23 protein-coding genes and 1 pseudogene are annotated in these 26,845 nt (G+C 55.1%); 13 read left to right on the top strand and 11 right to left on the bottom strand.

Annotated features, from left to right (window positions below; genetic code table 11):
* The first annotated feature begins 131 nt into the window (after positions 1-131).
* On the top strand, positions 132-1,922 hold the full coding sequence (locus tag IPM59_03120; GenBank protein MBK9214578.1) for an SLC13 family permease: 1,791 nt from the start codon (positions 132-134) through the stop codon (positions 1,920-1,922).
* On the opposite strand, the gene IPM59_03115 is transcribed toward IPM59_03120, so the two are convergent.
* Positions 1,919-2,968: a flippase-like domain-containing protein gene (locus tag IPM59_03115; protein ID MBK9214577.1), complete on the bottom strand. Its 1,050-nt coding sequence runs from the start codon at positions 2,966-2,968 to the stop codon at positions 1,919-1,921. The two genes, IPM59_03120 and IPM59_03115, sit on opposite strands and share 4 nt — an antisense overlap.
* Before the next feature lie 78 nt (positions 2,969-3,046).
* Here IPM59_03115 and IPM59_03110 point away from each other — a divergent pair, with 78 nt between their 5' ends.
* The 5 genes from IPM59_03110 (at position 3,047) to IPM59_03090 (ending at position 6,638) form a co-directional block, all read left to right on the top strand.
* Complete coding sequence (locus IPM59_03110) at positions 3,047-4,225, top strand: acyl-CoA dehydrogenase (GenBank protein ID MBK9214576.1); 1,179 nt, start codon at positions 3,047-3,049, stop codon at positions 4,223-4,225.
* The gene (locus tag IPM59_03105) at positions 4,225-4,749 is read left to right on the top strand and encodes a GNAT family N-acetyltransferase (protein MBK9214575.1); all 525 of its coding nucleotides are present in this window, start codon (positions 4,225-4,227) and stop codon (positions 4,747-4,749) included. The genes IPM59_03110 and IPM59_03105 overlap by 1 nt, the downstream gene beginning before the upstream one ends.
* A gap of 118 nt (positions 4,750-4,867) precedes the next feature.
* The gene (locus IPM59_03100) at positions 4,868-5,896 is read left to right on the top strand and encodes a radical SAM protein (protein MBK9214574.1); all 1,029 of its coding nucleotides are present in this window, start codon (positions 4,868-4,870) and stop codon (positions 5,894-5,896) included.
* Between the two features lie 39 nt (positions 5,897-5,935).
* Positions 5,936-6,250 carry a tetratricopeptide repeat protein gene (locus IPM59_03095; GenBank protein MBK9214573.1) on the top strand — a complete coding sequence of 105 codons (315 nt, stop codon included), beginning with the start codon at positions 5,936-5,938 and terminating at the stop codon, positions 6,248-6,250.
* A gap of 1 nt (position 6,251) precedes the next feature.
* Positions 6,252-6,638, top strand: a complete 387-nt coding sequence (locus tag IPM59_03090) for a VOC family protein (protein MBK9214572.1) — start codon at positions 6,252-6,254, stop codon at positions 6,636-6,638.
* Here the strand turns inward: IPM59_03090 and IPM59_03085 are convergent.
* The gene (locus tag IPM59_03085; GenBank protein MBK9214571.1) at positions 6,625-7,284 is read right to left on the bottom strand and encodes a peptidylprolyl isomerase; all 660 of its coding nucleotides are present in this window, start codon (positions 7,282-7,284) and stop codon (positions 6,625-6,627) included. The two genes, IPM59_03090 and IPM59_03085, sit on opposite strands and share 14 nt — an antisense overlap.
* Before the next feature lie 63 nt (positions 7,285-7,347).
* Here IPM59_03085 and IPM59_03080 point away from each other — a divergent pair, with 63 nt between their 5' ends.
* The 4 genes from IPM59_03080 (at position 7,348) to IPM59_03065 (ending at position 13,392) form a co-directional block, all read left to right on the top strand.
* Entirely contained in the window at positions 7,348-9,012 is a 1,665-nt protein-coding gene (locus IPM59_03080) for a M1 family metallopeptidase (protein MBK9214570.1), read from the top strand.
* A 191-nt stretch (positions 9,013-9,203) separates the two neighbouring features.
* Complete coding sequence (locus IPM59_03075; protein MBK9214569.1) at positions 9,204-10,856, top strand: M1 family metallopeptidase; 1,653 nt, start codon at positions 9,204-9,206, stop codon at positions 10,854-10,856.
* A gap of 71 nt (positions 10,857-10,927) precedes the next feature.
* On the top strand, positions 10,928-11,548 hold the full coding sequence (locus IPM59_03070) for a TetR/AcrR family transcriptional regulator (GenBank protein ID MBK9214568.1): 621 nt from the start codon (positions 10,928-10,930) through the stop codon (positions 11,546-11,548).
* Positions 11,545-13,392 carry a long-chain fatty acid--CoA ligase gene (locus IPM59_03065; protein ID MBK9214567.1) on the top strand — a complete coding sequence of 616 codons (1,848 nt, stop codon included), beginning with the start codon at positions 11,545-11,547 and terminating at the stop codon, positions 13,390-13,392. Before IPM59_03070 ends, IPM59_03065 begins: the two co-directional genes overlap by 4 nt.
* A 6-nt stretch (positions 13,393-13,398) precedes the next feature.
* Here the strand turns inward: IPM59_03065 and IPM59_03060 are convergent, their stop codons facing one another.
* Positions 13,399-14,394 carry an SLBB domain-containing protein gene (locus IPM59_03060; protein MBK9214566.1) on the bottom strand — a complete coding sequence of 332 codons (996 nt, stop codon included), beginning with the start codon at positions 14,392-14,394 and terminating at the stop codon, positions 13,399-13,401.
* A 162-nt stretch (positions 14,395-14,556) separates the two neighbouring features.
* Between IPM59_03060 and IPM59_03055 the strand changes: the two are divergent.
* Both IPM59_03055 and IPM59_03050 read left to right on the top strand, forming a co-directional pair.
* Positions 14,557-15,758: pseudogene (locus tag IPM59_03055) on the top strand (aminotransferase class I/II-fold pyridoxal phosphate-dependent enzyme).
* Positions 15,759-15,879: 121 nt separating this feature from the next.
* A complete protein-coding gene (locus IPM59_03050; protein ID MBK9214565.1) occupies positions 15,880-16,890 on the top strand; it encodes a PDZ domain-containing protein in 1,011 nt (336 codons plus the stop codon).
* Between the two features lie 85 nt (positions 16,891-16,975).
* Here the strand turns inward: IPM59_03050 and IPM59_03045 are convergent, their stop codons facing one another.
* From IPM59_03045 to speD, 7 genes are all read right to left on the bottom strand, one after another.
* Complete coding sequence (locus tag IPM59_03045) at positions 16,976-18,046, bottom strand: hypothetical protein (protein MBK9214564.1); 1,071 nt, start codon at positions 18,044-18,046, stop codon at positions 16,976-16,978.
* Positions 18,047-18,104: 58 nt separating this feature from the next.
* Positions 18,105-19,703 (bottom strand): FAD-dependent oxidoreductase, encoded by a 1,599-nt coding sequence (locus IPM59_03040; GenBank protein ID MBK9214563.1) that lies wholly within the window; start codon positions 19,701-19,703, stop codon positions 18,105-18,107.
* The gene (locus IPM59_03035; GenBank protein MBK9214562.1) at positions 19,700-21,226 is read right to left on the bottom strand and encodes a polyamine aminopropyltransferase; all 1,527 of its coding nucleotides are present in this window, start codon (positions 21,224-21,226) and stop codon (positions 19,700-19,702) included. Before IPM59_03035 ends, IPM59_03040 begins: the two co-directional genes overlap by 4 nt.
* A gap of 79 nt (positions 21,227-21,305) precedes the next feature.
* Positions 21,306-21,521: a DUF350 domain-containing protein gene (locus tag IPM59_03030; protein ID MBK9214561.1), complete on the bottom strand. Its 216-nt coding sequence runs from the start codon at positions 21,519-21,521 to the stop codon at positions 21,306-21,308.
* Between the two features lie 47 nt (positions 21,522-21,568).
* Positions 21,569-21,718: a hypothetical protein gene (locus tag IPM59_03025; GenBank protein ID MBK9214560.1), complete on the bottom strand. Its 150-nt coding sequence runs from the start codon at positions 21,716-21,718 to the stop codon at positions 21,569-21,571.
* Positions 21,719-21,724: 6 nt separating this feature from the next.
* Complete coding sequence (locus IPM59_03020) at positions 21,725-23,665, bottom strand: DUF4178 domain-containing protein (protein ID MBK9214559.1); 1,941 nt, start codon at positions 23,663-23,665, stop codon at positions 21,725-21,727.
* Positions 23,662-24,048 (bottom strand): adenosylmethionine decarboxylase, encoded by a 387-nt coding sequence (speD, locus tag IPM59_03015; GenBank protein MBK9214558.1) that lies wholly within the window; start codon positions 24,046-24,048, stop codon positions 23,662-23,664. The genes IPM59_03020 and speD overlap by 4 nt, the downstream gene beginning before the upstream one ends.
* 95 nt (positions 24,049-24,143) lie before the next feature.
* On the opposite strand from speD, the gene IPM59_03010 reads away from it, so the two are divergent.
* Positions 24,144-25,085, top strand: a complete 942-nt coding sequence (locus IPM59_03010) for a hypothetical protein (protein MBK9214557.1) — start codon at positions 24,144-24,146, stop codon at positions 25,083-25,085.
* A gap of 53 nt (positions 25,086-25,138) precedes the next feature.
* Here the strand turns inward: IPM59_03010 and IPM59_03005 are convergent, their stop codons facing one another.
* Positions 25,139-26,728 carry a GWxTD domain-containing protein gene (locus IPM59_03005; protein MBK9214556.1) on the bottom strand — a complete coding sequence of 530 codons (1,590 nt, stop codon included), beginning with the start codon at positions 26,726-26,728 and terminating at the stop codon, positions 25,139-25,141.
* Between the last annotated feature and the right edge of the window lie 117 nt (positions 26,729-26,845).

Raw genomic sequence — 26,845 nt, 5'->3', positions numbered from 1 at the left:
CGAGTGACACTAACTTTTGAAAGGAAACCACGACAGGTAATTAATGACAATTAATCAAGAGGCCGAAAAAGGGCCGACAGCGGGTTTCGTTTTCTTTTCAAATCATTTGATATCGGCTATCCTTGGCTCAAATGTCAATCGATATTGCGGTAACTCTCCTGCTGCTTCTCGTTGCGATCATCCTGTTTGCGACCGAGAAGCTGCCCGTCGATGTCATAGGCATTCTGCTCGTGATCGCCCTGATCCTGACACGGGTCTTGACCGTGCAGGAGGCGGTCGCGGGCTTTGGGAATGATGTCATCATCACGATCGGCGGATTGTTCATTCTTGTCGGTGGTTTGATAAAGACCGGCTTGGTCGACCTGATCGGCCGCCGTATCAGCCGGATCGCGGGCGATAATGAGTTCGTTCTGACAGCGTTGATAATGATCATGGCCGCCGCGTCGGCATCAGTGCTTAAAAACACGACCACGACCGCGATGTTCCTGCCCGTCGTGATCGGCCTCGCCGCTAAGACAAAGATCCCGGCGTCAAAATTGCTGATGCCGCTGGCGTTCGGTGCGATCCTCGGTGGAAGCTGTACGCTCATTGGGACCTCGACGAATCTAGCAGTAAGTGGTGCTATTCAGCGATACGGCCAAGAGCCATTTTCGATGTTTGAATTGGCACCGGTCGGGATCATCACGTTCGCATTCGGGCTACTGTATATGTTGTTTATCGGGCGTCGAATGCTCCCGATACGCGGCGGCGGTGATTCCCTCACCGAACAATACAACATTCGCGAATACATCTCAGAGGTGCTCGTGCTGCCAGAGTCAGAACTGGTCGGCAAGACGCTCGATGAAGCTCAATTCAGCTCTGATCTGGAACTTAACGTCCTTGGTGTCGTCCGCGGTAACGAAAGGATCATAGCGCCGGAGCCGACAGAGAGGATACAACGTCGCGACTCGCTGATAGTCGAGGGACAGGTAAGCGAAATCTTGCGGATCAAAGAAGCGGTCGGGCTCGAGATCAAGCCTGATTTTATGCTTGCCGATGTCCTGCTCGAGGGCAAGGACGTCGAGCTGTTTGAGCTGATGATAATGCGCGATTCGCGTTTGGTGGGACACACACTCAAGACATTACGATTCAGACAGAGCTATGGGCTGACAGTGCTGGCGATCAATCGCCACGGCGCAACATTTATCGAGAAGTTGAGCGAGGTCCAACTGAGGTTTGGCGACGTTCTCCTGGTTCAGGGACGCCGCGACCGCATCGAACCGCTCGTTACGGAGAACGAGGTCATCCTCCTCGAAGATGTATCTGAGGGCAGCTTTAGGATAGAGAAGCGTCGATCGGCAATTGGTGCCTTTCTTGTATTCCTCGCACTCTCACTCTCCGGCACCCTGACCGGTTATGACATCCCGCTGGCGGTATGCGTCCTGATCGGCGTCATGTTGCTGCTGGCGACGAAAACCGTCCGCTACGCTGAGATGTATGACCTTATCGACCTGAGGCTGCTGGTGCTGATCGCGTGCATGATGAGCTTTGGCGTAGCAATGGAATCGACCGGGGCCGACAGGTATCTTGCCGGCCTGATCAACGTCTATTTCGGTCAGTTTGGCGGCACCGCTGTGCTTGCAGGTTTCTTTCTGCTTACGGTCGCTCTAACCCAGCCGATGTCGAATCAGGCGGCAGCCCTGGTCGTGCTGCCGGTCGCCATCAAGACGGCTCTCGCATTGGGGCTGGAGCCGCGCACGTTTATCATCGGTGTTACCTACGCGGCGTCGTTCTCATTCATAACACCGCTCGAACCGGCCTGTGTGCTTGTGTATACGCCCGGCCGCTACCGATTTATGGACTTCGTCAAGATCGGCGCGATCCTCACCGTCATTGTGTTCATCGTGTCTATCACGCTCGTGCCCGTATTCTGGCCGCTCTAGCGACGCCTTTGTAGCAGTTCGGATATCGAGATCCCACGTTTTACGATCAGAGCAACTCCGGTCAATGTCCAAAAGAGTATCCGCCCTTTTCGTATTATCGCGAGCGTTACGCCGACTCCCGCACCTAACGAGACGGTCTCGGCAATGAACTCTGCCCCGGCCTCGTCAACGCCGATGAGGAATGGGATCAGCTTGAACATTATCGTGACCAGTCGGCTTACGGATTCGAGCAGATAGGCGGTTGTAAACGACGGAAACGTCTCACTGAGCCGGCTGAGGATGAACCAGACCTCGGCGATACCGAAGGCATGATACAGGACCTCAAAAATGCAGATTGACAGGAAACGCCGTGGGTGCCGCCGAAAAAAGCCATATATCAGGTCCTCAAACTGTCGGACCGCAGCCCGGCCGCCCTCGAGCCATCGTCGCAGAACACCCTTGGAGTAAAACCACCCCGTGATCCAGCTAGCAAAATGCCATTGGCGAACGACCATGACGATCCCCGAGCTGATCAGAATGAGAAGTACCGAAATGAGCAGACCCAGTAGCCATGTCACGCCCTCGTCAAGGGCATGAACACCGAGTAGAAGCACGGCGCCGCTGATGAGAAACAGGCCTGTTATCAGACTGTAAAAGAGGTTTTCGGTCGCGACCGACGAGAGGCCGGCGACGAGCGGTATCCGCCTGCGGACAGCGACAGCCTTCGATGTGCCGCTGATAAGGATTCCGAGCGGTATCGTGCTTGACATGGCCTCGCCGATAACGACTGCCGGCACCGTATCGCGAAGCCGCAAACCATACGGTTCGTGGACAGACTGCTTCCAAGCGCAGGCCCTGACACATACCCGCCCAAAATACAGGGCTAGGATGACGGCAAAGCCTGCAAATCCGAACCGAACGATGCCGTTCCAGATCTCACGAAAGCCGACAGCGTAGATGAAATAGCCAAACAGGGTGATGCCGCCAAGCGTCATCAGCACCGCGATCAGCGTGATACGGTTAAACTTTGACTCGGGAATTGTCGGGGGCCGGGTTGCAGGGTCCAATGTATTGCCTTTGCCGCCTCGCGTGACTAAAATGGTATTTTATCGAAACTTAATTAACAAAAACGTACGGGATATAACATGAGCACAGCAACCGGGTCCGCACTCTTGAATGCAGGGCTGACCGTTTTGTCGGAAGAAGAAGAATTGTTTCGCGCGTCGGTGCGCGAATTTGCCGAGGGTGAGGTTCGGCCCAAGGTCGAGGCAATGGAGCACGCAGGAAAGCTGGACGCCGACCTGATCAAGCAGTGCTTCGAACTCGGCCTGATGGCTATCGAGTCGCCGGAAGAATATGGCGGTGCGGGCTCGACGATCTTTAACGCGATCCTTGCGATCGAGGAACTTGCTCGTGTCGATGCAAGCGTTTCGGTGTTTGTCGATGTGCACAATACGCTGGTGACAAACGCTTTCATGCGCTGGGCAAAGGACGATCAGAAGAAGAAATACCTCACCCAAATGGCGACCGGCCGAGTAGGTGCATACGCGCTGAGCGAAGCGGGCTCGGGTTCGGATGCTTTCGCCCTCAAGACTCGCGCGGTCGATAAGGGCGACCACTACGAATTGACGGGTCAAAAGCTCTGGATCACGAATGGTAACGAAGCCGAGATATTCCTCGTCTTCGCCACGGTCGATCCTGACGCGGGCTACAAGGGCATTACGGCATTTATTGTCGAAAAGGGCTTCGACGGATTCTCAGTCGGCAAAAAAGAGGACAAACTCGGCATTCGTGCATCATCGACGACCGAGCTCATCCTGGACAACTGTAAAGTGCCGGCGGAAAACGTGCTTGGCGAGGTCGGAAAGGGCTACAAGGTCTCGATCGAAACTCTCAACGAAGGCCGTATCGGCATCGCCGCCCAAATGCTCGGCATCGCACAGGGCGCCTACGAGGCCGCTCTCGGATATACTGCCGAACGCGAACAGTTTGGCTCCGCGCTCAATAGCTTTCAGGCCGTTCAGTTCCAACTCGCGGAAATGGCCGTCGAGATCGAAGCCACGCGGCTATTGGTCTATAACGCCGCACGTCTGAAGGACTCCGGAAAGTCATTCCTCAAGGAGGCAGCCATCGCAAAGCTTTATTCGTCACGCTGTGCGGAGGCCGTTGCATCCAAGGCCATCGAACTATACGGCGGTTACGGCTACGTCAAGGATTATCCTGTAGAAAAATTCTGGCGAGACAGCAAGATCGGAGCGATCTACGAGGGCACATCGAACATGCAGCTTCAGACGATCGCCAAACTCATCACCACCGGTAAGTAATGTCCGAGATCTCGATCCGCCAGGCCACCGTCGAGGACGCTAAGCTCCTTACCGATCTTGCCTACACGACGTTCTGGGATGCGTTCGCTCATCATCCCAAGAACGCACCGGACGATCTCGATCACTATATGCGGCAGGCGTTTAACCTTGAGCAGATAACGGCAGAACTCGCCGAGCCGAGGAATATCTTTCTCATCGCCGAAGTCGAGAGCAAACCGGCCGGCTACGCCAAGATCATCATCGACGCCATAGAGCCCGGAATTACCGCGACGCGTCCGGTCGAGTTGAATCGCCTCTATTCGCACCAGGAATATATCGGCAAAGGCGTCGGGCAGAATTTAATGGATGCATGCTTTGAACGCGCTGTTGAAGAAGGCCGAGACGTAATGTGGCTCGGTGTTTGGGAATACAACCCGCGTGCGCAGCGATTCTACGAAAAGAACGGCTTCACCATCGTCGGCAAACACACCTTCCAACTCGGCACCGACCCTCAAACCGATCTCCTGATGCAGAAGAACTTATAGCCACAGAGGACACAGAGAACACAGAGAATACGGAGACAAGAATTTCCTTTTCTCCGAGGCCTCTGTGATCTCTGTGGCAGACTTGCTTACTCCTTATAAATGCAGTAACGTTGCATCTGTGCGAGTCGTCAAGAACCCTCCCAACCCATACAACAAGTACTCTGCCGAGTACGTCGGCGAGCCGCCGCCGACAAAGTTGGAGGTTTTTGAGGAAACCGCAACAAAGAAGGTCATCACTAAGGCTTTTGCGTCCGATTGGGAAGGCGGCTGGCGTTACACCGTGAATTGCTATCGCGGCTGCGTCCACGGCTGCACATATTGTTTTGCACGGCAATATCATGAGTATCTCGGCTATGGCGCAGGAACCGATTTTGAGACAAAGATCGTCGTCAAACTCAATGCGCCACAGCTTTTGCGAGAAGAGTTAAAGAAATGCCGCGACCGGATGCCGCATCTCGATTTCTCGTTCGCTACGGATCCATACCTGCCGCTTGAAGCGAGCTATGAACTCACACGACAGTGTCTGAATGTCTGTGCCGATTTTCGCGTTCCCGTCGGCGTAATAACGAAATCGCCGCTCGTCACCCGCGATATCGAAATCCTGAAAAGACTAGAGGTCACCGTATTCTTTTCGCTGCCGTTTTTGACCAAAGAGAAGTCGAATCCCTTCGAGCCTTATACGCCTGTGCCGGAGGCACGGTTTCGGGCGATGAAAATGCTGTCAGACGAGGGCATAACGACCGGCGTCGGCGTTGCTCCGGTTATTCCTGGATACAATGAGCCCGACATTCCGGACCTGCTCGAAACGGCAAGAGAATCGGGTGCAACGCGTGCATTTATGTCGATGCTGCATATCGACACCGATTCGATCGAGGAGTATTTTGTTCAAAAGATGAACGAGCGACTGCCCGCGACCCGCGTCGCGAAGATCGTTAATACGATGAAGCGAGAACGCGGCGGCAGCCTGCGGCACCGTTCATATAAGGAACGCTCCACAGGCCGGACCGAGCAGTGGGAAGTTACAAAGAGACTATTCGATTTTCACGCCAGCCGTCTTGGATTCAATGTCCGCGACAATGCGACAAAAAATGCACCGTTGCCCGGATCCGACGAATCTATCGAGTTTGTCCAGCAAAGGCTCTTTTGATCCGTTGCGTTACGGCCTGATTGCGTCCAGAATCTAACTATGGAAAGAATTGCCGTTTTCGAGCAGATGCTCGCTGACGATGCGTCGAACACGATGGTGATGTTCGGGCTCGCAAAAGAGTACGAGAAATCGGGCGAGCACCATAAGGTGATCGACCTGCTTGAGCGATATCTCGCAAACGCAGAAGACGAGGGAAACGCTTACGGTGTTTTGGCCAACGCCTATTTACAGAGCGGCGAGCGCGACAAGGCGATCGAGACGTATCGAAAGGGGATCGATGTTTCATTGGCCCACGGCCATCCGTCGATGGCAAATGAATACCGCATGACGCTCGAGACGGACCTCGCCGACTGAGATGATCCGTAAACGTCATATCATTTTGTATGTCCGCGACCAGCAGCAGAGCACTCGGTTCTACACTGCCGCACTTGCGTTCGAACCTATCCTGAACGTGCCCGGCATGACGGAATTCGATCTCGGCGAAGGAGCGGTCCTGGGTTTGATGCCCGAGGCCGGGGCGACGCGGCTATTGGGGATCGAGACGGAGAGGTTCGATGCCGCTCGCGCGACACCGAGGGCTGAGGTCTACTTGGTCGTCGATGATGCTGCCGCTTATCACCAGCGGGCCATAAAGGCCGGAGCCGTTGAGCTTAGCTCGCCGTCAGCACGCGACTGGGGCCATGAGGCGGCATACAGCCTAGACCCTGACGGCCATGTCCTCGCTTTCGCTAAGGAGCTTTAGTGCTGCATTCGGCCACTGTCGCTTTTAGGATCCGGACAGGTTTGTCAGGCTTCTCGCCGGTGACCGGAGCTTTGTTTATCGTATCGACAATGTCCATGCCTTTGATCACACGGCCAAAGGCGGCGAATTTGCCGTCCAGATAGGACGCCTTATCAACGAGGATGAAGAAATTGGTCGTTGCTGTATTCGCCTCGTCGCCGCGGGCCATTGACACAACGCCGCGTTCGTGAAGAATGCGGTTCGGCTCGTCAGGTACTGTGCGTCGCGCACGCATCCCGACGGTGTGGGTCACGGCGCCTGCTCTGGTCCAGACATTGCCCCCCTGGATCACAAAGCCCGGCACGACCCTGCTGAATGTGGTCGTGTCGAACAACCCCAATGCCGTAAGATTTAGAAAGTTTCTGACCGATTCGAGTGCATGCTCGGGATAGAGTTCTATCTCGATCATTCCGGATTCCGTGTCGAATGTCACGCATTTCCCGGCCATTGATCTCACGTCTGCCCTGTCATAGGGCTCGATGGTAGTGGTGGTTTTATCAGGCGGCCGGTCATTGACCTTCTTAACACCGGGTGTCGGCGCCTGGGCCATCGTGATCATCGCCGAGGACGCGGCCACGGCGGACAACAACACAGCCGTCTTTAACATTCTGCGGGTTTCGTGTATGTTCAAGAGATTCAGTATAAACGACTCGGTACGGGAGCAGTAGCAATGAAACGTTCGATCGCATTAGCAGTTATCCTTCTCCTCGCCATGCAGGCCTTTGGGCAGCGTGAGCACGGAGTCAGGCCAACAGAGACCGGAGGGCCGCTGATGTTTGAGCAGGCGGCATTCGATGTACAGAACTACGAAATCTCAGTCAGCGCTGATCCGAGGACCAAGTTGGTCTCCGGCACGACCGTAATGACGGCGAGGACGGTCATCCCGACGAATGTCATAGTGCTCGACCTCGATACACCGTATGCGATCAGTAAATTGACCGACGGTGTGAAGGACCTGAGGTATGAGCGTAAAGGCGGCAAGGTATGGATATGGTTTCCGATGACCAAGCAGGTCGGCGATACGATCAAGACTTCCATCTCCTATTCGGGGACCCCGCGTGTCGCTCCGAATCCACCGTGGATCGGAGGGTTTATTTGGACGAAGACCCCGTCAGGCGCAGATTGGATCTCCATCGCCTTGCAGGGTGACGGTGCGGACCTTCTCTTCCCTTGCAAAGATCATCCGTCGGACAAACCGGCGACCGTCTCGATGCGCATCACCGTGCCCGATCCGCTCTATGCGACGGCTCCGGGAAAACTTGTCAATATCAAGAAGAATCGCGACCACACCTCGACATACAACTGGCGAATGACGAACCCGATCTCGAACTACTCGGTCGTCTTCAATGCCGCACCGTACAAGGTCGTCAAGGATTCGTATCGTTCGATCGACGGTACGGTAATACCGATCTTCTTCTACGTTCTGCCGGAGGACGCCGACAAGGCCGCTGGCCTCATAGCCGAGCAGAAGAAATATCTCAAATATTATGAGCACTATTTGGGGCCGTATCCTTTCCGCTCGCAGAAGGTCGGCATCTCCGAGACGCCGCATCTAGGGATGGAGCATTCGACGAATATCGCCTACGGCAACCATTTCAAATACGATGCGGATGGCACGGATTTCCTCTTGCTGCACGAATTCGGCCACGAATATTGGGCGAACCTCGTCACGGCGAGCGACTGGCGTGATTTCTGGATCCATGAGGGTTTTCAATCCTATATGGACGCTCTTTATCAGGAATACCTGCACGGGAAAGATGCGTATATGAAACGAATAGCCGCGAGCAGATTTCGCAATAAACGGCCCGTTGCTCCACGCGAACCGAAGATCGCTTACCAAGTCTATATGGCCGAACCTGATTACACAAGCCTTGACTTCGACATCGCCGGCAAGGGAGCATACTTCCTGCATACACTGCGTTATCTGATCGGCGACAAGGCGTTTTTCAACGCCCTTCGCCATATGGCTTACCCTGACAAAGCTCACGAATCTTACACCGACGGGCGCCAGGTACGCCTCGTTACAACCGACGATTTTCTGACCACCGCCGAGAAAGATTCGGGTATGAAGCTCGACTGGCTCTTCGAGGTGTATCTACGTCAGCCAAACCTGCCTAAACTCGTCACCGCAATCCCGGCCGACTGTGTGAGGGACTGTAAGATGCTGCTCTCTTGGGATACACCGAACAATATGCCGTTCCCGATGCCGATCGACGTACTCCTCAACGGCAAAACGCAACGCGTCGAGATGCCCGGCGGCAAAGGCTCGGTCACGTATTCCGGAGCGCCCCCGAAGGTCGATCCGGACGGCTGGGTGCTAAAAGCTCAGCACTAAAGGCGGAAACACGAGCGGTCGCAAGTGTTCATTTGCGTTGACATCCGGCCGGCACCCTCTCCGGTGCATACGTCCGCACGGGCGAACGCGAAAAGGCGATCGAGATCGATCTTGCGGACTAAACCTTTCTGGCGACTTTGGCGTATGCTAAGAGAAAGTTTCAATTCGACAATTCAAGGAGTTTCGGTGTTATGAAGGCACTTTATGCGTTTGCAGCGATCGCGTTGTTTGCGGTTTCATCATTTGGGCAGCGTGAGCTTGGAGCAAAGCCGACCAAGACCGGCGGGCCGTTGATGTTCGAGCAGGCGGTCTTTGACGTTCAGGATTATGACATCTCGCTCAAGGCCGATCCCGCAACGAAGTCGATAACGGGAACGACCGTGATGACCGCAAAGGCCGTCATCCCTTCGAACGTGATCGTGCTCGATCTCGACACGCCATACAATGTCGAATCAGTTACCGAGAACGGCAAGGCGCTGCGATATATTCGCAAGGACGGCCAAATTTGGATCTACTTCCCGTATTCAAAGCAGGACGGCGAGACGATAAAGACGAAGATCGTCTATTCGGGGACGCCGCGTGTCGCACCGCGTCCGCCATGGGTCGGCGGATTTATGTGGGAAAAGACGAAAGACGGCGCCGACTGGATCTCCGTTGCGTTGCAGAATGACGGTGCCGATCTGCTCTTCCCTTGCAAGGATCATCCATCGGACAAACCGGCGACCGTCTCGATGCACATCACCGTGCCCGATCCGCTCTATGCGACGGCTCCGGGAAAACTTGTCAATATCAAGAAGAATCGCGACCACACCTCGACATACAACTGGCGTATGACGAATCCGATCGCGAATTACTCGATCGTCTTTAACGCGGCGCCATACAAGGTCGTCAAAGATTCTTATCGATCGATCTCCGGCGTGGTGATGCCGATCTTCTTTTACGTTCTGCCTGAGGACGCCGACAAGGCCGCTGGCCTCATAGCCGAGCAGAAGAAATATCTCAAATATTACGAGCATTATCTCGGGCCGTATCCTTTCCGCTCGCAGAAGGTCGGCATCTCCGAGACGCCGCATCTCGGGATGGAGCATTCGACGAATATCGCCTACGGCAACCACTTCAAATACGACAAGGACGGAACGGATTTTCTTCTTCTGCACGAATTTGGCCACGAATATTGGGCGAATCTCGTAACGGCGAGCGATTGGCGTGATTTCTGGATCCATGAAGGTTTTCAATCCTATATGGACGCGCTCTATCAGGAATATCTGCACGGCAAAGATGCCTATATGAAGAAGATCGCAGCGACCGCGACCAGATTCCGCAACAAGCAGCCCATTGCTCCTCGCGAAGCGAAGATCGCGTATCAGGTTTATATGGCCGAGCCGGACTACACGAAATCCGATGGCGACATCTACGGTAAGGGCGCGTATATCCTCCATACGCTCAGGTACCTGATCGGCGACAAAGCGTTCTTCAAGGCCCTGAGGCATATGGCCTATCCGAGCAAGGTGATGGAGACATATACTGACGGACGACAGGAGCGGCTCGTCAACACCGATGATTTCCTAACGATCGCCGAGGCTGAATGCGCGTGCGAACTCGACTGGTTCTTTGAGCTTTACCTCCGCCAACCGAAGCTGCCAAAACTGGTTTCCGACTCAAAGGCTGGCAGGCTCGAACTGCGATGGGAAACACCCGGTGATCTGCCCTTCCCGATGCCGATCGATGTTGTGATCAACGGTAAGCCGCAGCGGGTTGAGATGCCGAATGGCCGCGGCAGCGTGGCATTCTCTGGGGCCACGCCAGCCATCGATCCAAATGGATGGGTGCTTAGGGCACAGTAGGCCGGAAGCTCAACATAACACAAATTGATTCTCTTGCAGTGCAGTGTCATAATGAATGAGCATTCATTCATATGCAGAAAACTGCCCCAAAACACGGTGTCGCCGGACGGCAGGTCGTGAGTGATAAGCGCGAGGCGATCCTACGCGCAGCGATCCACGTCTTTGCCCGAAAGGGCTATTTCAATTCAAAGGTCTCGGACATCGCAAGGGAGGCAGGCGTCGCAGACGGCACTGTCTATCTCTATTTCAAGGGCAAGGACGATATCCTGCATTCGATCTTTGACCGTGCGATGGCCGAGTTTATCACCGAAGGCAGGGCCGAGATAGACGGGCTGGCCGGAGCGGAAGAAAAGCTCGCGAGGATAGCCAAGTTACACCTCGAACGCCTCGGTGCCGACCGCGATCTGGCGGTCGTATTTCAGGTCGAGCTGCGCGGCTCGACCAAATTCATGCAGGAATTCTCAGCGGCCGGCTTTCGTGAATATCTCGATATCATCCGCAGCACGATCGCTGATGGGCAGAAAAAGGGTATGTTTCGGTCGGATGTCAAGCCGATCGTAGCGGCCAAGATCTTTTACGGTGCGATCGACGAAATGGTGACCAATTGGGTGTTGTCAGAGAAACACTATCCACTCATGCCGATGGCGGGTGAGGTCATCAAGGTACTGTTCGAAGGAATGCGGACGAAATGACAGAGGCAGAGACAATGGAAACCGCTGCCCTTCGTCGCGCAGCCGATCTTTCTGCCGAAGTGAGGACGCTGCCTGAGTTGTTCATCCGTGCTGCGGCAGAATTTGACCTCGCAGACGCTCTGAATTCAAAGTGTGATGGCGAGTGGCGACCGATCTCATCGCGCGATATCGTTCGCCGATCGACGAATATCGGCCTCGGCTTGTATGAGCTGGGCCTGCGAAGGGGTGACCGAGCCGCAATACTCGCAGCGAACTGCCCTGAGTGGACCCTGACAGATGCCGGCTGCCAGTTCGCAGGTATCGTCGATGTCCCGATATACACAACGCTGTCGCCCGACTCCATCCGATACATCATCGATGATTCGGAAGCAAAGGTCTTATTTCTCGAAGACACTGAGATGTATGAACGTGTCCGCGTCGCGGTAGGCTCATGTTCATCGATCGATCGCTTTGTTATCTTCCGCGGCCCGGTTCCGGACGACAAGAGGTTTCTCTCCCTCGACAATCTCGAACGGATGGGTGACCGGCTCGGGACCGAGCAGACCGAGCTTGCCGAGGAACTCCGCGCTGCGGTCGAACCAGACGATATAGCAACGCTCATCTATACCAGTGGAACCACAGGCGAGCCAAAAGGCGTTATGCTGACGCACGCCAACCTGATCTCGAACGCTATCGACGCAAGCGAGAAATACTCATTCTCGGGTCACGACATCTCGCTGTCGGTGCTGCCGCTATCGCATGTCTTTGAGCGGACGGGAATGTATGTCTATATCCGTTACGGCATGAGCGTGTACTTTGCCGAATCGATCGACAAAGTGCCCGACAACCTGAAGGAGATCAGACCGACGATCTTTATCGGTGTGCCTCGCATCTTTGAGAAGGTCTTTGAACGGGCCCGTCTCAAAGCCCTGCAGGCAGGACGTGTCAATGAGATGATCTTTGACTGGGCCATCGCTATCGCCAAGGAGTACGCAGCGCTCGAGAACGCGGGACAGGCGATCCCGATCGCGCTGGCCGCCAAGCACGGCGTTGCGGACAAGCTGGTCTATTCGAAGCTGCGCGATTTTTTTGGTGGACGCCTGCGATTTTGCATTACCGGCGGGGCAGCCTTGTCGGATGAGATATTTCTCATTTTTACGGGTGCCGGGATCCAGATAATGCAGGGGTATGGCCTGACCGAGACATCGCCCGTTATCTCGTCGAACAATCCATCGGCGATACGTGTCGGCACGGTAGGGCGGCCCATACGCAACGTCGAGGTCCGCATTGCTGCAGATGGTGAGATCGAGGTCAAGGGGCCGGGTGTTATGCTGGGCTATTACAAGAAGGACACGGCAACGCGAGAGGCGTTTACGGAAGATGGCTGGTTTCGAACCGGCGATATCGGCCGTATCGACGAGGACGGCTTTCTGATTATCACGGATCGCAAAAAGGAACTATTCAAGACCTCGGGCGGCAAATACATTGCTCCCGCCCATATCGAACAGATGCTCCGCGCGTCCCGGTTCGTTAGTCAGGCCGTGTTGGTCGGAAATGAACGGAAATTCCCGGCGGCATTGATAGTGCCGAATTTTGAGATGCTCGACTCCTACATCCGGCACAAGGAACTTGGCGAAATGTCGCACGCCGAGATGTGCAGCAATCCGAGAATACTTGACCTATTCAGCCGCCAGATCGATGCGATGACCCCGAACCTCGGACAGTTTGAGAAGGTAAAGCGCTTCGCCCTGCTTGAGAGTGAGTTGACAGTCGAAGGTGGAGAATTGACTCCGACGCTCAAGATCAAACGCCGCGTAGTGGACGAGCGATACGCCGATGTGATCGATCGCCTCTACATTGATTGACAGGCCTTAATAGAGCACCCTGTAACCGCTGCCGGTTGCGACCGCATTTACTCCTGCACGTCCGGCTCCAATTGCGATCTTCAATATCGACATCGCGATGCTGTCGCGAGCGCGATCGACCTCGACGATATCGTAGGGCTGGAGAGGTATGTCCTTTTGCTCGCCCTTTTTTATCAGGTCATAGTTCGCCGTGATCAGATCTCGCTCGGTCGAACCTGCCTTGAGTCGGTAGATCTTGATGTCCTTGGTCTTAGCTTCACGGCGAACGCCGCTCACTTTCGCGATGGCCTCGGTCAGCGTAAGGCCGGTGTCCTTCAGGTAGATACCCTGCGGAGCCATTACCTCGCCCGTAATATAGACCGGCGGGGCCTTGTGGACGTAGATCACGTCGCCGGGATAGATTATCGGATTTGCCTCATCCTTTCCGGCCTTAACGCTTGCCAGATTGAACATCTTTGATGGAACATCCGTCTGTTCCGTGCCCTCGGTTCTCCAGTTACTTGGATCATCTGCATCGGAGCAAAGGGGAGGCTGCGTCCTGAAGACCTGGACCACGCCGCCGGCCTCTTCCTTTAGGCCGCCTGAGAAGGCAAGCAGTTCGACGAGGCGAGCCCGCCGCATCATCTCGACCTGGCCGGGGACATTGACCTCGCCATAGACCACTGCCGGCGGACGGCTTTTCCGCTGTGTGACACGAAAGCTCAATTGCGGGCTGCGCAAGTACTTCGATAACAGCTCTTCGACCTCAACGCGAAGTTCGCGTTCGGTGCGGCATTTCGCAACCACCGGCTTGTCAAAGAACGGCACCTCGATACGGCCGTCCTCATCGACAGTCGCGACGAAATCAAAATCCTTCTCACCGAGCACCTTGCCCGTCACTTCATCGCCGGGCCCGATCAGGTAACCCTTTGGCGTCGTTCCGTTCAGCGGGAGGTCCTGCCCAAATGAGATCGCGCACAGCGCAGCCGTTAGAAAACCAACAAGAAAAATACGAGCCTTCATCAAAAACCTCTCTGCCTAAGCCGTAACGTAGCAGTTTATCGCACCACTATGCGGCGCTACAAGCAGTTTTCAGAACCACGCGGCTTTGATGCAGCGTTGTAACCTTCCGTTTTCCGGCAACATTCACGCCACGCGTGATAACATCGATGATTCAGAGAATTTATGAACGGACAGAGAATTGCCAGAAATCGTATATCACGCAAGGCCGCCAGCTTTACCGAGTCGGTCATCCGCGAGATGACCCGCGAGGCTGTTAGATACGGCGCCGTCAATCTGGGCCAGGGCTTTCCGGATTTTGCCGCGCCCGAAGACATAAAACGCAAGGCGATGGAGGCCATTGCGAATGACCATAATCAATACGCCATCACGTGGGGCGTCAAAGAGTTTCGCGATGCGGTCGCGGCCAAGACTAAATGGTTTCTCGGCCTCGATATCGATCCCGAGGCCGAGATCACGGTCACCTGCGGCTCGACCGAGGGAATGATCGCCGGCATGATGGCGACGGTCGATCCGGGCGAAGAGGTGGTGGTATTTGAGCCTTTCTACGAAAACTACGCCCCCGATGCAATACTGTCCGACGCAAGACCACGGCATGTGCCCTTGAGGTTCGCGAACGGCGACTGGCAGTTTGATCGCGGGGAACTCCGAGAGGCGTTTAACGAACGAACCAAGGCGATTATCATCTGCAATCCGAACAATCCGACCGGAAAAGTTCTTTCGCAGGATGAATTGGAGTTTATCGCCGAGCTTTGCAAGGAATTCGACGCTATCTGCTTCACGGACGAGATCTACGAGCACATTCTTTACCCCCGCGAAGGGGCTGATATCCGGCACATCACGATGGCCAATATTGACGGGATGCGCGAGCGGACTGTGATCGTCAATTCGATGTCCAAGACCTACTCCGTAACCGGCTGGCGTGTCGGATACTGCATCGCGCCGCCCGATATTACCGGCGCAATACGCAAAGTTCACGATTTTCTCACCGTCGGTGCGGCAAACTGCCTACAGCACGCAGGTGCGTACGCCCTCGGCCTTCCGACGAGCTATTACTGCGAGTTGCAGACGGAGTATCAGCGAAAACGCGATTTTATTGTGCCCGAACTGCAAAAAGCCGGCTTTAAATGTGATTATCCCGACGGAGCTTACTATGTGATGGCCGACATCTCGGCGTTTGGTTTCGCAGACGATGTTGAATTCACAAAGCACCTCATCCGCGAGATCGGCGTGGCCGTAGTGCCGGGCTCTTCGTTCTACCATGATCCGAAAATGGGTTCGCAAAGCAGGTCAGGTTCTGTTTCTGCAAGAAGGACGAAACGCTCGAGGCCGTAGCCGAGCGGCTGCAGAAACTCTCTCATCTCTAAACGACGTATCTTTGTCATATTCGGGCCATCGGCGGTGTCTTTATGGCATGGTCAAATGCGCGGCAACGGGAAACCCGGCGGCTCGCAAGTGCAACAAATATCTTTTAGCTACGGAGGTTTTATGTTTAAACAGATACTTGCTTTCGGCGTGATCGTCATGTCGTCGTTCATTCTCGCAATAGGGCAGACTCCTGAGAAAAAGAAGGATGCTGAGCGGATCGAGCGAACATTCGCATTCACACTTGACGGCAACGGCGGCTATCTCGGCGTCCAGACCGAGGAAGTAAACAAGGACAATTTCACTAAATTCGGCCTCTCCGCCGTCCGCGGTGTCGGCGTCGAAAAGGTGATGGAAGGCTCGCCTGCCGCCGCGGCCGGCATTCTTGCTAATGATGTGATCGTTAGCGTTAACGGCGACGAGGTGACTAGCACACGCAAGCTGACCCGGCTCGTTTCAGAGATCGCTCCTGACCATCAAGCGGCCATCACGGTGCTTCGCGGTGGACGTGAACAGCAGATAACCGCGACGATCGGCAAACGGCCGACACCAAAGTTTGGTGACGGCAATTTCTCCTTTTCAATACCTGAATGGAAAGGAAAGATCGAGATGCCTGAGTTGAAAGGCCTCGAGGAAAAGCTCAAGAACCTGCCAAAGGACGGGCCGCAGGTTTTCGGCGTGCCGGGCGGCGAAGGCAAAGCCTATGTGTGGCGGGCAGGTGAAGGACGCATGATCGGCATCGGCATCACGCCATTGACCAAACAGCTTGCCGAGCACTTCAAGGTAGATGATGGCGTCATGATCAACAGTGTGCGAGATGGTTCGCCGGCAGCAAAGGCGGGGCTCAAGGCGGGCGACATCATCGTCGATTTGGACGGCAATGCCGTCAAGAGTGAACTTGATCTGATCCGCGGCATCAACGAGAAAAAGGACGGCGACGTTCAGGTAACGGTTGTTCGGGACGGCCGCCGACAGACGATCAGTGTTACTCCTGAGAAGTCAAAAGACGCCGGATTCTTTTTCCGCAATGATGAAGAGAACGGTATGATGCCGGCCCTGCCGTCGATCCCAATGGCCGCTCCGCGTGCTCCGACAGCACCGATATCACTTCTTGGCTTTGGCCGGGTGATTTGAATTGACCACAGATATATACAGATGGACACGGATAGGGGGTGACCTTTATCTGTGTTTATCTGTGTCCATCGGTGGTTAGTTCTTTCTAGAACAACCGAAACTCAGGATGACTCCCGCGTCGCCAGATAAAGCCGTCGAGGACGTAATGCGTTAGCTGCGGGACGGCGAGCAGCGGGACGACGAACATCTTTACGGTCCGCGTCCATTCCCAGTCGCCGCCAAACAGCCACTGCCGCTCGTGCCAGACACCCCGGTGCCAGAAGAGTTCTTCGACATAGGCCAACGCCCACAGGCTGGCGAGAAAGACGATCCAGTTTGACGAGAACGCACGATACACACCGCCCGACGTCTCGCGGCGGAATTTGGCGTACATATAGATCAATGCAAAATACGGCACGCCGTGGATGATGACGTTCGTGACGGTGAATGCGTAGTCCGAGTTGAACGCCACGATGCCGACGTACCAGCACACGGCGGTCGTCGCGACGACGATGTCCTTGCCGATGTTGAGGAAGCCCACGGCAAAGTAGAGATACACGGATTTGATCGCATACGCCGCGAGGGCCGCGACGTAGATCGGGAACAGAATAGTCTCGACGATCGAAGGCAGCAGGACGAAATCATTCTGCACGAACCATTCAAAATTCCTCGGCACGCTCGTCATCCAGAACGCCAGCGGATAAACGCTCGCCAGATACACCGTCGTCGCATCGATCCACCAAGTCAGCAGCGACGTTTCGCCGAGCCGCCGGCGATAAAGATTTACCCAGCCATATTGCTGCCGAACGAAGTGAAATACGGCGAGGATCGCCAACGCCCGCCAGAAAACGAGGTCGCCCTCGCTGAATAACGCCACGCCGACCGCATAACCCGCGAGCGGCACCAGCACATACAACCAAAACCTGCGTTTGAATTCATCCGTATCAAAATACACCCGAAAGCTCGTTGACCAAACGTGTGCGACGTCGATCATCAAAACCGCCGTCACCCAAGTCCACTCAGGCGCATCCCCAACGAGCAGCCCCGCCTGCGCGCCGATCGCGAGCAGCACCAGAGACACGACGGCACTGCCGAGAAAGACCGTGAGATCGATCCGTTGCGAGAACAGCCAGTAGTTTGGTTTTGAAAGTGAGGCGTCCACTCCGCGGTTGTTCAAATAGGATGCACAGGACAAACGGGATTCTCTCTTATCTTGTTCATCCTGTCTATCCTGTTCAGATCTTTGTCAGCACCTCATCAGCCGCACGTAATCCATGATAGAACGCCTCCTCGAACAATGCGATGCCGCTGAGGTCGGTGTGGGCGAAGTGGATGTTGCGGAATGGTTTGACGGCACGTTCGCGGATGCCGCTCCAGATGAAGTTTGGCCGGGGCGAGACCATCGCGTGGCCCCAGCGCATTATGTCAATGCGGGTCGTCAGGTCGTAAATATCGGGATGCGCACGGGCGAGGTCGGTGAGGCAAACATCTGCAAGCTGCCGCCAGTCGTAATTGAAAAGCGTCGTGCGGCCATTCGGTTCGTGGCACAGCGGATAGTAATAGGTGAGCACCGTCGGGCCGTAGTCTATGCCCTTTTGATGTGTCGCGTTGACGTAGCCGAGAGACGGGCTCTCGTAAATGACGTTGTCCCATGCGAGCGGAAAATCCTTTGCAAACCGCTGTTTGGGCCTGTCCTTTAGAAAGAGATTCGCGACAAACCATGCGTTGTGCTGGAACTCTTCGGCGGCGAACGGCGGACCGTCACGAAAGCCGCGGATCAAATACGGTGCAGTAAAGACCGGCGATGCAAAGATGGCCTTTTCACAATGAATGCCCCGCAACGATCCGTCATTCAGGCAAATGACATCGACACCTTTGTCCGTCTGCACGATCGACACCGCCATCATCGAGCGGCGAATGTGTTCGCTGGCCTTATCGACAAAATGCGCCACAAAACGCCCGTTGCCCTCGGGAAAAGTGATGAACGGCTGCGATTCGTCACCGCCTTTTCTGACACGTGAACAGAAGTAGAACAAGCCGGCCCACGCCGATGTCTGCTCCGGCTTCAATCCGTAATCGTCGCGGCAAGCGTAATCGCAATACCACAACAACCGCTCCGAATTCAGCCCATGCTGCCGCAACCAGTCCGCGAATGAGATCTTATCAAGCGCCGTTACCTCGGCATCGTTAGAACATCTCGCCGACGGCACCACAAACGCCCGGCGGCCCTTTCCATCGCGCCAGTTAACCCAATGATCGATTTGCCGTTGAAACTCTGCGAACTGCCGCTTATCTTCGCCGTTCTCACCAACGTGCAGATACAGCCCGTCGTACCATCGACCTTTGTAGAAGATACGCTCCTCAGGCTCGCGGCAGAGGTATTGTTCCTTTACGACCACGCGGCCGTCGTCAGCTCGCCCCTCGACCAGCGACATCTCATCGAGCAGCGATATCAACTCGGTATTCTCCTCAAACGGGACCGGCAGATAGTGCGCCGCCCACGGATAACCGACCGGTTCTCCTTTACCGCTCGACGACGTGCCGCCGGCCTCTTTCTCGAGCTCGAGCAGAACAAAGTCGTGCAGGTTCTCCTGCTTCAACCTCCAGGCAGCCGACAGCCCCGCAATGCCGCCGCCAACGATAACGACCTTTCTTGTTTCCCAGTTGTCGGACGGAACCTCGTAATTTGTTGAGTTTCTCAAGATATGGCCAAGATCTGCCGACTGCCCGACTATCTCGCCGTCAGGGAACGTGCGCTGCGGTGTCCCGCACGCCGCAAAAGCAAACGGTGCGCCGAGGAATGTGGTCAGAAGTTCTCTTCGCGACAGGTTCATTGCTCGAACCGCCGCCATTCGGTCTCGTAGTAACGGACTAACGCCTGATTATCCAGACGGTTGATCTCGATCTCGTCTGCAGGTTTGGATGTATCGGCTGGAAACTCGAAAAGCGATGCGAAAGTCTCGGCGTTGAGGAAACGCAATTCGACATCGGTTCGCGGGATTTGAGGTCGATCGAAGGGCTGCAGCTTCGCCAATGCAAAGCCCCAGATGCCGAAGCTCGGCACGGTCGTCTGATATGGTTTGACTGCATATCCGGCGGCCTCGAGCGTCTTCATCACGCACCAGAACGAGTTGCGAGCAATCAACGGTGACGTCGTTTGAACTACGACGGCCGAATCAGGCCGGACCTTGGCCTTTAGCATTTTGTAAAAGCGCGTTGTGTATAGCTTGCCGAGGGCAAAGTTGTTTGGATCGGGAAAGTCGATGATGACAATATCAAATGGGTCGGTTGGCACGCCGTCGAGCCATACGAATGCATCGGCATTTGTAACGTTAACGCGTGGATCGTGGAGCGAGTTTTTGTTCAGTTCGCCGAGTGCCGCGACCGAGTCAGCGACGCGGGTCATCTCGGGATCGAGATCGACGAGTTGAACAAACTCGACCGAGCGGTATTTCAAAATTTCTCGGACGGCGAGGCCGTCGCCGCCGCCCAGAACGAGGATCCGCCGGGCATCGCCCTTGAAAGCCGCGAAAGCCGGATGGACGAGAGCTTCGTGATAACGATATTCATCGAATGAGTTGAACTGCAGATTGCCGTTGAGAAATAGCGAATAGCCTGTCTTTCCCCGCGTAACAACGATGCGCTGGTATGGTGAGCTCTTGGCGTAAACGATGTTGTCAACGAACAGGCCGTCCTCGGCGAGGCTCGTCAGCCGGTCAGCTTTGATCAGGCCGATAGCCAGAACGACGATGACCACAAAGCCCTTGACACGGAGGATGGTCAATTTTCGATGTGCGATCAGCGGTTCGAGCAGCCACGTCGCCCACAGGCCGACGCCGGCATTGAGCATGCCAAAGAAGAGAGACGTCCGGTTTAAACCCAGCCGAGGGACAAGGAAGATCGGGAACAGCAGCGACGCGACCAGCGCGCCGACATAATCCAGGGCGAGAACCCGCGATACAAGTTCCTTAAAGTCCAGTTGGTCCTTAAGTAGCCGCATCAGCAGCGGTATCTCCAAACCAACGAGCACGCCGATGATGAAGACCATCGTGTAAAGGATGATCCCGAAATAGGTCACGTAGGCAAAGGTTAGGAATAGCAGCGGTGCCGATGCGCCGCCCACAATAGCAACGGCAAGCTCGATATCAACAAACTTCTCAGCCACGTTCCTGTCGATGAAGCGCGACAGATACGATCCGACGCCCATCGCAAATAGATAAACGCCGATGATAAGTGAGAATTGTGTTACAGAATCGCCTAGTACGTAGGACGAAACAGTAGCGGCCAGCAACTCATATATCAGGCCACAGGTGGCGATGATTATGACGTTGAGAAAGAGTAGCGGAGTCCGTTTCATCTGGATTCAAACAGGAGGCACAGGGTGGACAGGATGAAAAAGCAATTATCCTGCTTATCCTGCCCATCCTGCCTGAATCCTAGTTACCCTGGATGGCGGCTGAGACGATCATAGCGATACCGATGATCAGTGCGCCGATAATGATCGCAAGCGCCGAGTTCTGGTCCTCTTCGATCTCTTTCTTGACCGAGAAAGGGGCAACGATCACGACAATAAAGAACGCGACCGCAAAAACGATCAGGCCGATAGCGACAAAGATGATCGTCGTCGCAAGAACGGGCCAGAGTTCCTCCATTTTAACAATGAGGCCGAGGAACGAGACAAAGGCTGCAAGATTGAACATCATTTTCCTCCACGAAATCCAGAATAAAAGAATGGCGTGCCGAGCCGCGATTTACTGCCTGAATTTGCAAGCTCCCACCCGAACCACGCGGCCGACGCATACAAGAGCAAAACGCCGCCGCCGAATACCAAATATAATTTCTTGAGCATAGCTTCCTACTCGCTGTCCGAGCCCGACGAACCGAACATGCTGTCCTTCCAACGTCCGGACTCGAACGATATCTTACGTATAAGCCCAAAGATCGGAACGATCGCCAATACGAACAATGCGCAGCAAAAATTGACGCCGCGGTTGACGCCCTGCTCGACCTTGACATTGACGGGCATCTGGGCCTGCCAGTTTTGCCAGGTGCCCTCGACACGAAGCGTATACTTGCCACCGGGCAGCGACGAAATGGTCGCATCGGTCGATCTCGATCCTTCTGTCCAAGAGCCGTCGCTGTCTGTGCCGCTGTAGTATTCGACTGGGACATTTACCGACTCGACCTCCTGACTCTGGTCGTTGACGAGGTCGATGTCGATATCAGCCCAGGAATTATCTACCTGAGCCGAGGCCGTTATCTTCACGTTGCGGCCACCTTTAAGATCGAACGGCTGGCTAAACTGTGCCTGCGCGGTCGTCGCATTGACCATCGGCGGCAACACGACCTCCTGAGTGAGGATAGTAGCCGATATGCCCGTCAGCGGGATCATAAAGATAGCGACGACAAATAGCAGGAGCAGCGGCAGAGCTCCCCACGTATAGTAGAACCGTCCCGTGAAGGGCTGGTTTGGCCCCACGCTCCATGGTTTTGGTAACCCCAAGATGCCAAATGCCTTTTCGATCTCGTCATTGGTCATGTAGGTCCCTACAGACCAATTGATCTCGTTCTGCGACATCTCCTGTGAGAGCATGAGTGGAGCAGCGATATAATCGACGGCGCGGACGGTCTCTCCCTGTTCGACACGCCAGTAAAACTCGCCCTTGACGTATTCAACGACTGCCGTGGCATCCTGAAAGATCTTGAACGTTCGGCCGTTGTAATTCGCGACCGCACCTTTGCCTATGCCTGACGCCGGCGGCGTGACCTCGGCGGCGTTGACGGTCTCGACAAAGTTCCAATGGTTGTCTGAATGCACGAGCCAGCGGAAGCCGATCATCGGGTTATACAGCAAGTATTCGTGCCAGAAATACTGAACGCCGTCGAGCGTCACGCTGCGGACCACGGCTCCGATGATCTTGAACTTCACGTCGCCGGGGAATGTCCCTTCGGCTCCGATCGGCGCGACAAAATCAGGGGCGTTCGGCGGAGGATTGAGAGCGTGAAGATATGTGAGATTACCCTGATTAACGTCGAGCAGCGAGCTGCAGTTCGGACACGTTACGCGTTCCGACTTGTCCGGAGCGATCAGTTCGAGCGGGCCACCGCAATTTGGACAGCCCATGCCGGCCGCAGACACACGTTTTGGTTCGCGTTTTGCCGACCTTGCATCTCCAAGGCCGATCTGCTCGAGCGTTACCAACTCACCGACGAACACCCACGGCGGCGACATGCTGTAATCAATTGTCGCGAATGCATTGTCCTTGCCGGCAAGATCGGCGTATTCGAACTGTTCGCCCGGCGTTAGTTTGTAGGGTATCTCACCGTCTGCCGCAGCGGTTGTCGCGCGCCCCTTCTCCTGCACCATCAGCGGTGTCGGATTCGGTATCTCGGGAACAGTTTGGCCGAGCTGCAGGCCGGCAAACGTTGGCAATGACGCTTCATCCGGCAAAGGCTGGTAGAACGTCATATAGAAACGTCCTTGTGCCTCAGCCAGCCAGCCGACCCAGCCGTTGGAGAATGTCGCGTACCATTCGTCCCAGACGCCGCCCAACTCATGCTTGAGTTGTGCTCTGCCGGTCAACTCAAATCTTGTTCCTTTGTATTCACCTTTCAGGCCGACCTTCAGAGGTGATTCGGAATCGACAATTTCGGCGACCTTGCCTATGTCTTCGAGTCCTCGATCGGTTCGGGCGACAGCAGAACGGCAGTAAGGGCAGACGAGAACAATGGTCGAGCCAGCCTTGAACTCGATAGGAGCAGCGCACGTCGGGCAATTTGCCTGAAGAATGCTCATCCGCGGCCTCCGGCAGTTTCATGTCTAGGTTTAGAAACTTGCGATCCGCCTCGCTCGATCTTGGTGATCGAGACATTAGTGGCCGAGAGCTCCTTCACCAAGTGTTGCCGCCAATCCCACTCGGGTCGCGTACGGCAGCAGTACAAGTTGAACGTTGCCGTTCCGTGTTCAGGATATGTGTGACACGCCAGGTGAGATTCCGTCAGAGCGATAAGGCCTGTAACGCCGCCATGGCCGCCAAACTTGTGCCAAACAGAACCGATAGATCTAAGGCCAAGCTCGGTAATGATGCGATCCATGATCCGCCGCAACGCCGCCTCATCGCGCAATAGGCCGGCATCACAGCCCGTTGCCTCAATAAGCCATTCGGTTCCTACGATCATCGCGAAACAAAGATACTACGATAAGCTGCCCTTTATGGTTCGGCCTCACCGGCGAATCGGCTGCGATATAATGCAGTGAGAATTCAGTGTCGAAAATGACTATAACTAAAATCCTCGTGTTTGTCATTTTCATCGCTTCATTGGCTGTGCTGTCGGACGCCTGCGCTTCGTTCGGCCCCGAAACAGGGAATGGTCGGCCGAGTGAAAAATATGGCGCCCCGAAGGTCATTGGGACGATCAAATCGTCCGACATTACGGAGAGCAGCGGAATAGCCGCGTCTCGATGTCAAAGCGACGTCCTTTGGACACATAATGATTCAGGCGACGACGCCTTCGTATTCGCTGTCAGCACCAAGGGCAACTTGCTTGGAACGTGGCGCGTCGCGGAGGCGCGGAATATCGATTGGGAAGATATCGCAGCCTTCAAAGACAAGGCGGGCAAATGCTGGCTCTATATCGGCGAGATTGGCGACAATAAGCTTCGCCGCCGCGAACACGCTGTTTACCGGCTGCCGGAACCGATAGTGGCTCGTGCGGGCCCTGGCCCGACCAAGCGAACCGCCATCACCGCGAACGGAACGGAGACGATCAGGTTCGTCTATCCCGACTTCGATCAGGATGCCGAGACCCTGATGGTACAACCTAGGACGGGCGAGGTTTATGTGGTCACAAAGCGGGTGAGCGGTCCGGCCGGTGTCTATAAGCTGAGGCCGGAATTCTCGGAAAGCGAGGTTCAGAAAGCTGCACTCATTGGGGAACTTAGCGTGCCGTCGATCCCTAACGGCTTCCTGACAGGTGGCGATATGTCCCCGGACGGCCACCACGTCGTCGTATGCGATTATCGACAGGCATACGAACTAACGCTCGACACAAATTCCGCTTCATTCGATGAGATATGGAAAATGGCCCCTGAGCCGATCGAACTTGGCCGGCGAGAAGCCGGCGAAGCGATCTGTTACGGCGTTGACGGCACGGCCCTGTATGCGACGAGCGAAAGCAAGAATTCTCCGATCATCGAGGTCAAGAAGCTAAAATAGAAAGCGGCGTCTGGAAACGCCGCCCATAGTACAGATTTTCGTGCTTATCTCATTTACTGAGGCACGACGGAAAACTTGCCTTTGTTCTCGATCACCTGGCCCCCGACACGGTCCTTGACCAGCACCTTGACCTCGTAATCGCCGGTCGGCAACACGGTCGTCGGCAACAGCCTGGCCAGCGTCAGCCGCTGTCCGGAATCGCTCAGCCCCGACCAGTCTTCGGGCTGCCGGTAGACCTCTTTTCCATCTCGTATCAGGATATATTCAACATCTACTGCCGGACGGAGCGTGGTCTGGTCGATGCCGGCATTATAGACCTGCATGTAAATGCCGACCTCCTGGCTCTGCAGAAAGATGCCGGACAAGTTCGGAATGACCTTCGAATTGCCGATGACAAATTGCTGTCCGATGTCGCGTTCGGTTGTAGTGCGCAGCTTTGCCGCAAGCACGAGCGAAGAAGTCGATAGCTTCTTGTCATCGTATCTTGGAACAACAAAACCGAGATTCTTTAGGCCCTTGTTGCCCGTGCCGACGTCGCGAACCACGACATCAACCTTGTACGTCCCCGGCGTCAGAGCGATCGCCTTCTGATAGATCGATTTGCGGTCACGCGCCTCGGCAAGTTCTGCGGTAGTCGCTGTGGTGGATACCGAGTCTTCGAATACACCCGAGCGCTTGCCCGAGACAGCAGTTATTCGCCCAAAGATGTTCATCGTCGCCTGCTCGAGCCCTCCAACAGGTTGAAATTGGAGGTCCTTGTTATTTGTCTGAACAGTAAACGTCGTGATCACGCGATCATCAGATTGGCGAAAAAAGTCAACACGCACATCAAAGTTGAGCGGATTCGAATCAAGCACGCCTGAGTCGCCCCCAGCGATTCCCTGCAGATCGCTGAACTTTACTGCCGGGGGCCGCTGCAGCCCAACGAGAATCTCCAGACGGCGAAAAGGCGAGTCCTGCTCCCGTCGATAAGTAGATCCTTGACGTAAACCTGTCGCGCGTTCGTCCTGATCGGCCAGTCCTAACTGTTCGAGAGTAGTAAGCCCCGCACCCGGAACCATTCTCAAGGCATCCTTCTCATCGGCGTTGCGGGCAAGCCGATATTCACCCGTTCCGGTCGGATCAACGAACTCTATCTCGAGACCCGTCCCGATGCCCTCGAGATGGCGGTAGTACCAGATCTCGAACGGATACGTGGTCGTCGACCCGCCACCCTCATAGGACGGCCGGTCATAACTGCCACCCGAGGGATGTGATTCCACAGAATCCGGTTTTCCCCATGCGATATATATACGCCCGCGATCGGTTCGCCAGCCGGGAATGCCCGAGGCGAAATGCTCATTGGCATAAGCAATTCGCTCGTAGTACTGTTCACGGTATTCATTCTCTTCGGTATCAGGATTGGGATCGCGTCGGCGCCAGAACTGTTCGATAAAGTTCTCTCGCTCCTCATCGGTCGCAAGAGCCTTAAAGGCTTTCTTCTCATCATCAGTAATGATGTAGAGAACGTCATTACTGATCCATTTCTTATATGCTTCCTTCAACTCGGGCCTGACTGTCCGGGGCTTGTCGGTCGGGTCCTGGGCAGGGGGCGTTCTTTCGGGCTTTTGGGCAAACGAGCAGAGCGCGCCTAGTACAAACAAAGTGAATGAAAAAAAAATAATTCTTGCTGATCGAATTCCCAACATTGGTCTCAACTCCAGTAACGACATAGTACGCACGAGATGCGATGTGCCATAGCGCCGTAACCTAAGGATTCT

Origin of the sequence: Chloracidobacterium sp., assembly GCA_016715795.1 — a bacterium.
GTDB lineage: Bacteria > Acidobacteriota > Blastocatellia > Pyrinomonadales > Pyrinomonadaceae > OLB17.
The sequence above is the reverse complement of the archived record's forward strand: the minus strand, read 5'-3'. Positions and strand labels throughout refer to the sequence as shown.